This window comes from Colwellia sp. KS18-150 (assembly GCF_057551365.1).
Genome location: NZ_BAAJMC010000001.1, coordinates 107,529 through 121,270 on the forward strand (window position 1 = coordinate 107,529; position 13,742 = coordinate 121,270).

General features: G+C 38.0%; 13 protein-coding genes. 7 read left to right on the plus strand and 6 right to left on the minus strand.

Annotated features, from left to right (window positions below; translation table 11 throughout):
- Positions 1-113 precede the first annotated feature (113 nt).
- Positions 114-2,024, minus strand: a complete 1,911-nt coding sequence (locus AC27IF_RS00530) for an ATP-binding cassette domain-containing protein (RefSeq protein WP_487051111.1) — start codon at positions 2,022-2,024, stop codon at positions 114-116.
- 119 nt (positions 2,025-2,143) lie between these two features.
- Here AC27IF_RS00530 and AC27IF_RS00535 point away from each other — a divergent pair, with 119 nt between their 5' ends.
- Together AC27IF_RS00535 and AC27IF_RS00540 are read left to right on the plus strand one after the other, a co-directional pair.
- Positions 2,144-2,347: a YheV family putative zinc ribbon protein gene (locus tag AC27IF_RS00535; RefSeq protein ID WP_487051113.1), complete on the plus strand. Its 204-nt coding sequence runs from the start codon at positions 2,144-2,146 to the stop codon at positions 2,345-2,347.
- Between the two features lie 119 nt (positions 2,348-2,466).
- Positions 2,467-2,901, plus strand: coding sequence for a hypothetical protein (locus AC27IF_RS00540; RefSeq protein ID WP_487051115.1), 435 nt, complete (start codon positions 2,467-2,469; stop codon positions 2,899-2,901).
- Positions 2,902-2,932: 31 nt separating this feature from the next.
- On the opposite strand, the gene AC27IF_RS00545 is transcribed toward AC27IF_RS00540, so the two are convergent.
- Together AC27IF_RS00545 and AC27IF_RS00550 are read right to left on the minus strand one after the other, a co-directional pair.
- Positions 2,933-3,175, minus strand: coding sequence for a SlyX family protein (locus AC27IF_RS00545; RefSeq protein WP_487051117.1), 243 nt, complete (start codon positions 3,173-3,175; stop codon positions 2,933-2,935).
- Complete coding sequence (locus AC27IF_RS00550) at positions 3,176-4,207, minus strand: WD40 repeat domain-containing protein (protein WP_487051119.1); 1,032 nt, start codon at positions 4,205-4,207, stop codon at positions 3,176-3,178.
- A gap of 146 nt (positions 4,208-4,353) precedes the next feature.
- On the opposite strand from AC27IF_RS00550, the gene AC27IF_RS00555 reads away from it, so the two are divergent.
- Together AC27IF_RS00555 and AC27IF_RS00560 are read left to right on the plus strand one after the other, a co-directional pair.
- Positions 4,354-5,142 carry an FKBP-type peptidyl-prolyl cis-trans isomerase gene (locus AC27IF_RS00555; RefSeq protein WP_487051121.1) on the plus strand — a complete coding sequence of 263 codons (789 nt, stop codon included), beginning with the start codon at positions 4,354-4,356 and terminating at the stop codon, positions 5,140-5,142.
- 158 nt (positions 5,143-5,300) lie between these two features.
- Positions 5,301-6,533, plus strand: a complete 1,233-nt coding sequence (locus AC27IF_RS00560) for a glycosyltransferase (protein WP_487051123.1) — start codon at positions 5,301-5,303, stop codon at positions 6,531-6,533.
- Positions 6,534-6,623: 90 nt separating this feature from the next.
- Here AC27IF_RS00560 and AC27IF_RS00565 read toward each other — a convergent pair whose 3' ends face one another.
- Both AC27IF_RS00565 and AC27IF_RS00570 read right to left on the minus strand, forming a co-directional pair.
- Positions 6,624-7,502 carry a S1/P1 nuclease gene (locus AC27IF_RS00565; protein WP_487051125.1) on the minus strand — a complete coding sequence of 293 codons (879 nt, stop codon included), beginning with the start codon at positions 7,500-7,502 and terminating at the stop codon, positions 6,624-6,626.
- Positions 7,503-7,508: 6 nt separating this feature from the next.
- Positions 7,509-7,985 carry an acyl-CoA thioesterase gene (locus AC27IF_RS00570; protein ID WP_487051127.1) on the minus strand — a complete coding sequence of 159 codons (477 nt, stop codon included), beginning with the start codon at positions 7,983-7,985 and terminating at the stop codon, positions 7,509-7,511.
- 188 nt (positions 7,986-8,173) lie between these two features.
- On the opposite strand from AC27IF_RS00570, the gene AC27IF_RS00575 reads away from it, so the two are divergent.
- The 3 genes from AC27IF_RS00575 to hemE all read left to right on the plus strand — a co-directional run bounded on the left by AC27IF_RS00575 (position 8,174) and on the right by hemE (position 13,269).
- Positions 8,174-9,349 (plus strand): GGDEF domain-containing protein, encoded by a 1,176-nt coding sequence (locus tag AC27IF_RS00575; protein WP_487051129.1) that lies wholly within the window; start codon positions 8,174-8,176, stop codon positions 9,347-9,349.
- Positions 9,350-9,441: 92 nt separating this feature from the next.
- Entirely contained in the window at positions 9,442-11,661 is a 2,220-nt protein-coding gene (locus AC27IF_RS00580; protein ID WP_487051131.1) for a YHYH protein, read from the plus strand.
- Positions 11,662-12,201: 540 nt separating this feature from the next.
- Positions 12,202-13,269, plus strand: coding sequence for a uroporphyrinogen decarboxylase (gene hemE / locus AC27IF_RS00585; protein ID WP_487051133.1), 1,068 nt, complete (start codon positions 12,202-12,204; stop codon positions 13,267-13,269).
- 94 nt (positions 13,270-13,363) lie between these two features.
- Here hemE and metJ read toward each other — a convergent pair whose 3' ends face one another.
- On the minus strand, positions 13,364-13,693 hold the full coding sequence (gene metJ, locus AC27IF_RS00590) for a met regulon transcriptional regulator MetJ (RefSeq protein WP_487051135.1): 330 nt from the start codon (positions 13,691-13,693) through the stop codon (positions 13,364-13,366).
- Positions 13,694-13,742: the final 49 nt, after the last annotated feature.

A 13,742-nucleotide genomic window follows, 5' to 3' on the forward strand; every position in this document is an offset into this window, starting at 1 on the left:
ATTTGTTCTCATTTAGTTTTTGAATAACGTCAACTATAGTGTAGCTTAAATTGACGGAATTATTTATCTAACCTGAATTCCTCTTAGTCGAGGTTTAAGAGTTGAACTTGGTTTTATTCGTTAGCTGCCATTATTTCTTCAATTTGTTCGGCTAACTCTAACCAAAGCATTTCATTTTCTTCTAATTTATCTTTTAAGCTACCTTGTAGCTTGAGGTTTTCAGTTAGCTCTCTTTTACGTTCGCTTTGATATATACCACTATCGCTGAGCAACTCTTCTACACTAGCCAATTCGGTTTGCCATTGATGAATTTTCTTTTCTAATTGATCGGCTTTTTTACGAAGGGGAGCGGATTTTTTTCGTAGTTCAGCTTGTTGCTGTCGTAATTGTTTTTTATCTAAGCCTTTATCCGTAACAGTTGAACTACTTTTATTACTACTGACAGATTGTTTTTTATCATCATTTAACCATTGTTGATAATCATCTATATCGCCACTAAAATCACTTACTTTACCATTGGCGACTAAATAGAATTCATCAACACAAGACTCGAGTAAAAATCTATCATGGGCAATTAAAATGATGGCACCACTGAAATCTTGAAGTGCCATGACTAACGCTTGACGCATTTCTAAATCTAGGTGGTTAGTTGGTTCATCAAGTAGTAATAATTGAGGCTTTTCTAAGACTATTAAGGCCAATACCAATCGCGCTTTCTCGCCCCCTGACATAGTATCAACTTTGTCTAAGGCTTGATCGCCACTAAAGCCAAATCGACCTAAAAAACTTCTAGCTTGAGGCTCGCCTAAGCTTGGTTTAGCACGAATAATATGATCTACAGGGCTAGAGCCAAAGTGTAATTGTTCAAGTTGATGCTGAGAAAAATAACCTATTTTTAATTCTTGGGCGCAATACCTATCACCACTAAGTAGCGCAATATCACCAGCTAGAGATTTGATCAATGTTGATTTACCTGCACCATTTCTCCCTAACAAACCGATGCGACTGCCAGGAACGAGTGTTAAACCAACATCATCAAGGATAATTGTTTCAGCGCCATAACCACACTGACTTTCAGTTAACGATAATAACGGATAAGGCAGACTTTCAGGTTCTTCAAAGCTGAAAGTAAACTGACTATCAACGTGTGCTGGTGCTAAATTAGGCAACTTTTCTAGACGTTTTAATCGGCTTTGTGCTTGTTTCGCTTTACTCGCTTTTGCGCGAAATCTATCAACAAAAGCGGTTAAATGAGCCGCTTCTTTTTGTTGCTTTTGGTACTGCACTTCTTGTTGAGCCAAATGCTCTGCTCTTTGCCGTTCAAAAGCGGTATAATTGCCGCTGTAAAGTTTAGCTCGTTGGTGTTCAATATGCAGTATTTGGCCGATAACTGTATCAAGAAAATCTCGATCATGAGAAATCAATACTAATGTACCTGTGAAGCGTTTTAACCAACGTTGCAACCAAATAACAGCATCTAAATCTAAATGGTTGGTAGGTTCATCCAGTAATAATAAATCAGCACGACTGATTAATGCTTGCGCCAAATTTAAACGCATGCGCCAACCGCCAGAGAAGTCTTTTACTGGACTTGCTAATTGATGCTGTAAAAAACCTAAACCGTGCAGTAACTCACCGGCTCGTGCTGGTAAGCTATAGCCGTTAATGGCATCTATTTTATTAATTAAAATAGCTTCTAAATTACCATTTTCACTAGTGCGTGCTTGTTCAAGTTGTTGTTCAAGTTGACGAAATTCTCTATCACCATCAATAACATAGTCTAAAGCAGACTGCTCAAGTGCTGGCGTTTCCTGTTTTACGGTCGCTATGTCCCAACTACTTGGCATGCTCAAATCACCAGCATCTGGAGATAAGTCTCCTAAAAGTGCTGCGAAGAGTGAGGATTTACCACAACCATTACTTCCCACTAGACCCACTTTGTGGTTTGGATGAATGGTGAAGCTTGATGCCTTAATGAGGTTTTTTGCTCCTCTATCTAAGCTTAAATCGGTTGCAGTGATCAAGAAAATACCCTAAATATGAAAGATGAAAAAATTAACCCCTTATTGTCGCTTTTCCTTGGGGGGGAGTTCAAGGTAAAATAACGTAAATAAACTATATTTTCCCTGATGAGATAATTACTGTGAAAAAGAGAGTGAAAAAAAGATTTATTGCTGGTGCCACATGTCCTAAATGTAATGCTAAAGACACCATGGCACTGACTAAAGAAGATGGTGTTGAGAAAGTTACCTGTGTTAGCTGTGGTGAACAAATGACTCAAAGTGAGCCGCAAGTAGATGAAGTGGTGCGTCAGCATGAACAAGTGATTGGCGTGTTTAAACCTTAAATATACTGTCTTTGAAGGTGAACACACCACTATTCGAACATTTTATGCACAAAGTAGAGTTTTATTAACTTGCATGCTATGTTAATAAACCGTAACTATGAATTCACAAGGAGAGAGACATGATAGTTCGTATATCAATGATATTTTTATTTATATTCGGTGCAAGTGCTTGTACCAATACTCAGGATTATGAGGAAGATTTAAGTGCTTGGGTAGGCCATAATATGGTTGAATTAGTTGATGCTTGGGGCTATCCAGAAAGCTCTTTTCAATCAGAGCAAGGTAATACTGTTTATGTTTATCGTCGATTAAACTCATACTCTAGACCTAATTGGTCAGCAGCAATTCACTCACCCATTAATTCACCTGCAGGCTCTAGCGTTTCCACTGGTGGAGGATATATTACTAATTCTAGTGATGTTCAAGGCAACCGTTTAACAAACCATTATTGGTGCCAAACGTCTTTTGAAGTCGATGAAAGCAATGTTATTACCCAATGGAATTTCGAGGGGAATAAGTGTCAAATTAACATTCATCAAACTAAAGAAAGCTGATGAATATTAATTTCAATAACGTTTAATTCATTTAATAATGCGGTGGTGGCGGCTCAATTTCATCTTTATTAGACGATAAGCTGCCAGCATCTTTTAATCGATTAGCCACCAATTGAATTTGCTCTTTTAATTCCGCTATTTGTACCTGATGTATCGCCAACTCTTCACTGAGTTGTTCAATAACATCATCTTGGAAAAGGTTGCGAGACTCTAGTGCGTCGATGCGTTCTTCAAGAATGCTGATGGTGTTTTCGGTAGTTTTTTGTGGTGACATTTAATTTACTTTCTTGGGGATTTGCCATAATTCAGCATAGCCCGAAGAGCTTTCGGTTAATAGAGTATTATTATCGCTAAAAGCTAGGCTATACACAACTGCGCCGGTGGGTCTTTTAGCTTCTTTTGGTGTTACATGCCAGCTTGCAGTACGTTTACCTGTGTTTAAATCCCATAAACTGACTTTACTACTAGCAGCGCCTGTAACGAGTGTTTTGCCATCGGGAGAGAAACGTGCCGAACTAAACACTTCATGGCGCTTAGTCCCTTTTAATGTTGTGACAAGTTTACCTGTTTTTAAATCCCAAATGTGTGCAGATCTCATACTATCGGCTGAAAAAGCAAAGCGACCTAATGGGTCTAGCGCGACCTTAGACACTCGACTAGTGTGATTAAATTGATAAATAACTTGTCCTGAATTGGTATCCCACACATAAGCGATAAAGTCATTGGCACCAGATATGGCTACTCTGCCATTTGGCATCATATCGACACTATTTATTTTTTCTTTATGCCCTAAAAACTCTAAGCGACGTCCAGTATCTACTGCAACATGAACGACAGTACCATTACCTTTGCCAATGAGTATGTAGTCACCATTGTTACTGACGGCAATATCACGAATATTTGATTCGCGAACTTTCCAATAACCTTCAGATTGACCTGTTTTCATATTCCATAAAGCAAAATTTTCACGACTTGCTGTTAGTGCATGGCTGTTAGTATCACTAATATCGATAGCTAAAACTAAATTATCACTGTTATTCTGTTTTTGACTCCATTGATACGTTAAGGCATTTTTTTCTATATCCCAGACGCTGATCCCATGATGAATGGAAGAGATAACACTCCATTTACCATCGTTTGAGATATCTCCAGCATAACTACCTTCTACAGCGTGTTCAAAACGTTGTAATGGTTTCTCTGATGCAGGGCTACAAGCAACGACAAATAAAGCAAGGGCAAAGGGTTTTAACACTCCCATTAAAGTGCAAAATTGACTTTTTTTATTTTTTGAATAATTAAGCGACATATTTATACTTTTTTATCTTGGCATTTCTTGTTAGTTCTAGTTAGTATAAGGCGTTTTTTAATTTTGTTTAGTGATTTTTTTACTAAATAAGAATCAAGCTATGGATTGGGGAGTTCTCCAATTGTGATTTGTTAACGGAGATATAAATGAAATTTTTTAAACCCACATTAGTGGCTGTTGCATTACTTAGTGTTGCTGCTTGTCAAGAAAGTACTAAAGAAGAAGCGGCTAGCGTTGATAGCCAAGCGGCGGTTTTAGAAACTGAAACGCAAAAACAAGCATATGGCTTAGGTGCATATATTGGCATGAATATGCAACGTAACTTAGTTGAACAAGAGAAACTAGGTGTTGTTTTAGAAAAAGAATTAATTATACGCGGATTTGTTGAAAGCATTAATGATAAAGCGACTCTAGAACAAGAAGAGATTCAAGCATTATTAATGAGCTTAGAGCAAACCATGAAAACTAAACAGCAAGAAGCCGCGGTATTAGCTTCTGAAGCAAGTTTAGCTGAAGGTCAAAAATTCTTAGACGATAATGCGGCGAAAGAAGGCGTTACCGTGACTGATTCTGGTATTCAGTATGTAGTTATTACTGAAGCTGAAGGTGAAAAGCCAGCAGCAACTGACACAGTAACCGTTCATTATAAAGGTACTTTCTTAAATGGAGAGACTTTTGATAGCTCTTATGATCGTGGTGAGCCAGCAGTTTTCCCACTTAACCGCGTGATTAAAGGATGGACCGAAGGCGTTCAACTAATGTCTGTTGGGTCAAAGTATAAGTTCACTATCCCATCTGATTTAGCATACGGACCAAATGGCAACCCGCCACGTATCCCTGGAAACTCGGTATTAGAGTTTGAAATTGAATTATTAGAAATTCAAAAACCTGAGCCAGCTCCAGAAGTAGGCGAGCAGCCTTCTGCTGAGAAGTAAATAGGCCCTAGTTACCCTTTAAGGTAATCAGTTTAAGGAAAGCCATTGGCATTAAGTTGCTAATGGCTTTTTTGTTCAATTCAGGTGATGTATTTCGATGCTATGATGTAATTCATTAGCATCAATGCACGGTATTAATCCGATTGGTATAAAATACTATGAAAAAACTCCTTATTATCGGTTGGGTATGGCCTGAGCCAAATTCATCAGCGGCAGGTAGTCGCATGCTGCAATTAATTCAATTGTTTCAACAACAAAGTTATCAAGTTACCTTTGCTTGTACGGCGCTCAGAACCGAGCATATGGTTGACTTAATAGGCATTGATATTGATTGTGTTGATATTAAGTTAAATTGCGAAAGCTTTGATGAATTTGCTGCGGCATTACAGCCAGATGTAGTTATGTTTGATCGCTTTATGATGGAAGAACAATTTGGTTGGCGGATAACTGAGCAATGTCCTAACGCATTACGGCTATTAGATACCGAAGATTTATTTTGTTTACGTCATGCAAGACACGATGCACATAAAAAGAATACAACTATTTGTGAAGAGGATTTATTGACTTCAGAATTAGCTAAACGTGAAATTGCCGCTATTTTTCGTTGCGATATTTCGATCATGATCTCACCAAAAGAAATAGAGATATTAACGCGCGTATTCAAAGTTGATGAAAGTTTATTATATTACCTACCATTTATTTTTGAAGCTAAGCAATTTAAGAAAACTAACCCGTCTCGTGAGCAGCGAAATGGTTTTATATCTATTGGTAACTTTCGTCATCCCCCTAACTGGGATTCAGTACTGTGGTTAAAACAACAGATCTGGCCGCTAATTCGCAAGCAATTACCCGACGCTGAAATTTCAATCTGTGGTGCATATCCTCCACCTAAAGTGACAGATTTGCATGATGAAAAGTCAGGTTTTTTAGTGAAAGGTTGGGTGGATAATGCCGAACATGCTATGCAGTCAGCACGTGTATGTTTAGCACCATTGCGTTTTGGCGCTGGCATCAAAGGAAAACTCGCTGAAGCTATGTTATGTGCGACTCCGTCGGTAACTACCGATGTTGGCTCAGAAGGCATGGAAACACATTTAGCATGGCCAGGGTTAATTGCGAACACCAGTCAGGATATAGCAGATGCTGCGGTTAACGTTTATCTGGATGCGGAGAGTTGGCAGAATTATAGTGATTTAGGTCCTGAAAATGCGCAGCAGTTATTTGATAAAGAACAACATCTTGCTGATTTTTCGCTTAAGATAACTACACTTTTATCAAGTTTAAACAAGCATAGACAGGGTAATTTTATTGGTGCTATGTTGAATCATCATCATCACAAAAGCACTAAGTATATGGCACAATGGATTGCGGCGAAAAACAAACTTGATTAATTCCAATCTTACTAACTAAGTGAACATTTCTATTAGTTAAAGTAGTTCACCACATTAATGAAACGGGTATAAGTTTATTTTTGTATGAGCTTACAATGATGCTTGTAATATTTTGGTTAAACGTTTCGAAGCTAAGAGCAGTTGTTGCTCCATTACCTGTTGATGTGTCGTTAAGTAATCGTCTGGTAAATTAACTTTTTGTGTAGGCTTTTGACAAGTTTCTTGAGCATCCATCTGACAATAGTGAAAATCAGCCCCTTTAACGAGTTGAAAAGATTCATCAGCCCATTGCCAAACTTGGTTGGGCTGCCAATTCGGCACTGAAATATTAGGCCATCTTGTTGCTATTAAGGTTAACCATTTGCTTTTACTTTGTTTACCTCGATACAAAATACAGTCATCCCAGTACCAATGTAAGTTGCTGCACTTAGTTGATAAATGACTTAATTTAACTTGGTTTCCTCCTAAATCACTAGCGAAGCTGACATGTAGAGGTTGATGTATATCTCCTAACCAATGAGATAGAAATAATAATGCTTGGGTTTGTTGCCAGCCATTAGCGCCAACTTTTAATAATTGCTGATGTGTTAAAATAGCCTGTGGCAGGCAGTTTTCTTTACAGTCGTTAGCCTTAATCTTGCCATGATTTCTCGGCACATTCATATAATGCCAACTCGCATATTGGGTAAATTTTTCAACACGCTTGATTGCATCAGCCCAAGTACAGGCATTGGCAAAGGTGATTGCTTTGCCTTTTTTCTGGTAGGTGTAATGATTTATTAAATCTTGATGGTTTTTTGGAATTTGAGTCAGTAATTGTTGAAGCTTTGCTTGCTGTTTGCTCGCTAAATTATCAAAGGCTAATTGACAGACAACTTGATGACCAAGCTTACCTAAGGCAAAGCTTGGAGAGCTGATGAATAGCATGGCAAGCATCAATATTAAATACCCAAATAACGATTTCATCATATTGACTTACTCAACAAAAATTTGCATCTCATCGCCAATTTGTTTGCGCATTTCCATTAATCTTACCGCAGTATCATGCTGTTTTTTATCCGCTTCTGTTTCAGGAGCCCATTGTGGTACTTGTTCAGATTGACCGTTTTGATCAACCGCAACCATGATCACAATGCAGTGTGTTGTTAAACGGCGATTAAGGGATTTAGGGTCACAAGCGTTAACTTCTAAAGCAATATGCATTGAAGAGTTACCGGTATAAATTACCTTAGCTTCAACTTCAACCAAACTGCCAACGTGAATTGGAGCAACAAAACGTATGCCACCAGCATAAGCAGTGACACAGTAGCGACCACTCCAACCGGCTGCACAGGCATAGGCCGCTAAATCTATCCATTTCATAACGGCACCACCATGTACTTTTCCACCAAAATTTACATCTTGTGGCTCCGCTAGAAATCTTAGGGTGATATCACGTTGTGGCTTATTCATTTATTTTCTCGAAAATTTGTTAGTAAAAGAAATTTATACGGATAATGTTTTTTTAGCAAATAATTAATAATCAAGCTTATGAGGCTTTGGCTATATGTACAGGTTTGTATGAAATTTGAGCTATAGTTAACTGAAGTTGTAGAAACCTTGATGTGAAGATGGAAGGATTAGACATAAGAACTTTAGCAGTGACAAATCTATTGTTAGGTTTGTTTCTTGGCATTGGCTCGTTAGTTTTTGCTCGAATACACCCTTCTTTTCGAGGGTTTAAAGCACTAGGTTACAGTTATTTTTTTATTGCTTTTGGTTTTATTTTACTCGGCCTACGTCAATATATATCTGACTTTTTCTCTATTATTGTTGCCAACTTAGTCATTGTTGGTGGCTATAGTTTGTTAATTTTAGGTGTTCTGCGCTTTTTAAAGTATGAAAAGCGCATCTTTGTTCAAATATCGGTGTTATCACTATTTTTAATGACTCTTGCTTTTCTATATTTTACCTATGTTCAAGAACACACCAATATTCGAATTATCATTGTGAGTATTATGCTTTCTGGGTTATCACTTTTCGCAGGGGCGGTGGTTTTAACCTATAAAAAGCACAAGGGGTTAATTTTTATTCGTTTTCTCGGCGGTGCATTTATCATATGTGCAATTATCTTTTTAATAAGAGTTCATTTTACCTTTACGGAAGTGCCGCTAACTAATTTTATGGATGCTGGAACTATCCATGCATTTTCATTACTAGCTATGCAGCTTGTCACTATTAGTAGCTGCTTTTCATTAACGATAAGTGCCAGTCAGCAATTAGCTAAAAAATTAGCGGTTCAAGCTACCATTGACTCTTTAACTAATATATATAATCGCCGTGCATTTGATGAGTTTGCCACAAAAAGTGTTTTGCGTGCTCAGCCAGAGGATACGCCAATATCTGTAATCATTATGGATATCGATTTATTCAAGCAAGTTAATGATCAATATGGTCATCAAGTAGGGGATAAAGTTTTACAAGAATTTAGTGCAAGGTTAAAAAAAAGCCTCAGGCAATATGATATTTTGGCGCGTTATGGCGGCGAAGAGTTTACTTTGTTATTACCTGATACGGATACCGAAACTGCGATGATTATCGCTGAAAAGTTACGAGATAAAATAGCACAACCTGTGTTTTGTTTTGAGGGAGGAGCAGAGCTTGCTGTAACTGCAAGTTTTGGTGTGGCGACTAGCCAAGGAAAGTACATTGATTGGCAACAATTAATTTCTCTTGCCGATCAAGCTTTATATCATGCTAAAGCAAGTGGCCGTAACTGCGTTAAGCTACATATTGCAGATATTCATAACCTAGCAAAAATTGAAAAGCACCAATAAATTTATTTTTAATCTTTACTCTTCCTTTACACTAGCCAGTAATTTTTTACTTTATACTTGCTGAAATAAGACATTATAAAGTAAAAATTATCATGATAATCAAAAACGCATTGGCGATATTACTAACTTTGTTGTTAATTTCTTGTGGTGGCGGTGGAGACAGTGCTGAAGAGGCTAGCACTGTAATTCCAGAGGTTACGATTCCTGACACGCCTGAAGAAACGCCAACACAGCCAGATGATAGTTCACCCAATATATTGTTAATTATCGCAGATGATCAAGGTGTTGATGCCTCGTCACAGTATTCCTATTCATCTGACACACCTAATACACCAACGTTAAATACTTTAGCTGAGCAGGGCATTATTTTTGATAATGTATGGGCAACTCCTGCTTGTACAACTACTCGCGGTACTCTTATTACTGGGCAATATGGCGTGAATAGTGGTATTGACCACGTTCCCGCTGCTATGTCGACAGAGACACAAACATTACAGCGTTATATAAAATCTCAAACGGTGAGTAGTAACTATCAAACAGCTGTCATTGGTAAGTGGCATTTAGGAGGAGCAAACCCAGATTTAGATCACCCGACAAAAAGCGGTGTTGATTATTTTGCTGGTACCATAAAAGGGACTATTGATGATTATTATGATTGGCCTCTGACAGAAGATGGTGTTCAATCAAATAGTAATGAATACCACACAACAAAAATGACGGATCTCGCCATTACTTGGCTTGGTGAGCAAAATCAGCAAAATACTCCGTGGTTTTTATGGTTATCTTATGTGGCTCCTCACTCACCTTTTCATCTTCCTCCCGAACACTTGCATGACCGCACCGACTTGACAGGCACAGCAGCAGACATAAATGCCAATAAGCGTGAATATTATTTAGCTATGATTGAAGCCATGGACTCAGAAATAGGTCGTTTGTTAGCGTCAATGACTGATGACGATCGTGCCAAGACGGTTATTATTTATGTTGGTGATAATGGCACTCCAGCGGCTGTTATAGATCACTCTGTATTTACACAAGGTCACCATAAGGCAACTTTATATGAAGGAGGTGTTAGAGTGCCTATGGTTGCCTCTGGCTACGGTATTACTCGCATGAATGAGCGAGAAGCCGCTCTAATCAATACCACTGATTTTTTTACTTCAATAGCGAATCTTGCTGGGAGTAGTTTAAGCCAGTTCAATGATAGCTATGATTTTACCCGTTTATTTGATGGCTCCGCGCCTAGCTTACGTCAACTGAACTATAGTGAATTTGTCAGTAATAATGTTACTGGTTGGGCAGTACGTGATGAGCAGTATAAATTGATAGAGCTTGAAGACGGTAGCCAAAGCGTTTTTGATATTAGCGAGTCAGTTGCTGAGAGTGAGGAGGAACTAGTCAGTAATAGCACTATTACCCATGAGTTATCTACTCAGGGATTAGAAATCCGTAATGAAATTGCTCAAGGAGCTATTGATATAACTAACGCTATCATGGTTAATCGAAGTGGTAATTGTGCAGATTATGTCGAGCAATACCAATCAAATGTGATGGATATTAATAACGGCCTTTTATTTGAAGGTGATTTAGTGATTTCAGTGGTTGATAATAAATGTGTTTTTCAAACCAATAATATCCCCAATCATGACTTTAATGATGGTGGTCAAGCGTTTCCGAATGATGTTAGTGCCCAGAATAACAGTTTTGAAATCACAACAGCTCCTAGCCATGCTTTATCTGTAACAGCTATTAGCTTGCAAACTGATAATGCCATACTACTTAATGGTGTAAAAGTTGATTTATTAGCCGCAGCTTGCTTTGGTGTCGGTGATGGTAAAACAGGTTGTAATGACATGAGCCAACCTTGGCGATATGACCCGATGTTTAGTGCCAATGGCTTTAGGGTTGATACTCATAATGCGCATTCTCAACCCGATGGCAGTTATCATTATCATGGCACGCCAAATGCTTTTTATGCTGAAGATGACAGTAGTGCTGAATCGCCCGTAGTTGGTTTTGCTGCGGATGGTTATCCTATTTATGGCCCTTACATTAATGATAACGGCACGGTAAGGAAAGTAACTTCAAGTTATCGAGTTCGTAGTGGTAATAGAGCAAACGATAACGGTAATCCTGGTGGCAGTTATGATGGTACTTATCGTGATGATTATGAGTATGTATTAGATCATGGCGACCTAGATGAGTGTAATGGTATGAGTGTTAATGGCGTTTACGGTTATTACATTACCGAGGGTTTCCCTTATATTTTGAGCTGTTATAAAGGCATACCTGATCCGTCTTTTAATAAATGAATCATCAATTAATGTGCTTGCTATTAGTACCATTACCTGAAACTGAAAGCCCTTTTTTAAATCCCCAAATAAAAAAGCCTTTCTCAAAGAGAAAGGCTTGAAATGCTCGCTTTATGGTCTTGTTAATCAAGATTCTTATTAGTTATTTTAGAAGTATTGTTATTATTAATCGTTGCTTCTTTGCTAGCGCAGCTATTTTATATCAAAGCATTTTTGCTGCTGCAACAACTTTAATAGAGTATAAACTCGACGATTTTTTTCGTATAAAGTCCTGATTTACTTAATCTGTAGCTAAGTGACTGATTGCAGTTGAGTTGATGTTTGTTACTTAAATGTAACAGCCTTGAAATATTTTTTTGTAATCATGTACAAAAAACGACCAAAGTTAATTCTAGTGTCAAAGGATTTGATCTAGTGCATAGATTCAACATACGGCTAATGCTAGAATGAGCATTATAAATTATTCATTTTTTAAAAAGATAATAATAGTTAATAGGCGAGATTTTTTATCTCGCAAATCAAATATAAGAGGATTTATTGGTGACCGAACTGAAAAATGACAATTACTTACGCGCGCTTTTAAAGCAACCAGTCGATTACACACCAGTATGGATGATGAGACAAGCAGGTCGTTACTTACCTGAATATCGTGAATTAAGAGCAACTGCAGGTGACTTTATGTCGCTATGTCGTAATGCCGAGTTTGCTTGTGAAGTTACAATTCAACCTTTACGTCGTTTTAAGTTAGATGCTGCTATTTTATTTAGTGACATTTTAACTATTCCAGATGCGATGGGGTTAGGCTTATATTTTGAAACGGGTGAAGGGCCAAAGTTTACTAACCCAATTACCTGTAAAGCTGACATTGAGAAAATAGGTATTCCAGATCCAGAAGATGAACTGGGTTATGTGATGAACGCAGTACGTACTATTCGCAAAGAGCTCAAAGGTGAAGTGCCGCTGATTGGTTTTTCAGGCAGCCCTTGGACACTGGCAACTTATATGATTGAAGGTGGTAGCTCAAAAGCGTTCACCAAGATTAAAAAGATGATGTTCAGCGACCCACAAAGTTTGCATTTATTACTTGATAAGTTAGCTAATTCTGTCATCACTTACCTTAATGCTCAAATTGCTGCGGGTGCACAATCTGTGATGGTTTTTGATACTTGGGGCGGTGTATTGTCACCACGAGATTACAAAGAGTTTTCATTGCAATACATGGCAAAAATTGTTGATGGCTTAACACGACATGCTGACGGTCGTCAGGTTCCAGTTACCTTGTTTACTAAAAATGGCGGTATGTGGTTAGAAGATATTGCCGCAACAGGTTGTGATGCACTGGGATTAGATTGGACTATTGATATTGAAGATGCCAAAGCACGTGTTGGTGACAAGGTTGCACTTCAAGGAAATATGGACCCTTCTATGTTATATGCACCTCTTCCTCGTATTGAGCAAGAAGTAGCGAAAATTTTAGCAGGATTTGGACAAGGCGGTACAGGTCATGTCTTTAATTTAGGCCATGGTATTCACCCTGATGTGAACCCAGAGCACGCCGGACACTTTATTGAATCGGTACATAGACTAAGCAAGCCTTACCACGTGTAATCGAAGTTATTAAATGATTAGCAATAAAAAAGCCATGAATATTGATATATTCATGGCTTTTTTATTGCGCGAATGGTTTAAAAATTAAAGACGCTTAGTCTTCGTCTACTTCATAGGCGCTAAAATCGGTAATGCCTTTTTCTTCTAGTATTCTACGGACACTTGCTGGTAATTTTTCATCGTTATCTTTAGCAAGATCCTCATCATCAGGTAATGGTTGCCCTGTGAACGCATGTAAGAAGGCTTCACATAAAAGCTCACTATTAGTAGCGTGACGCAAGTTGTTTACTTGGCGTCTGGTACGTTCATCGGTTAATACTTTTAATACACGCAAAGGAATGGATACAGTGATTTTTTTTACTTGTTCACTTTTCTTACCGTGTTCGGCATAGGGATTAATATATTCGTCATTCCACTGAGCCATGTATATTCCTCTGTTGTAATTGTATGAATTATAATTTTTTGTTCTAGTA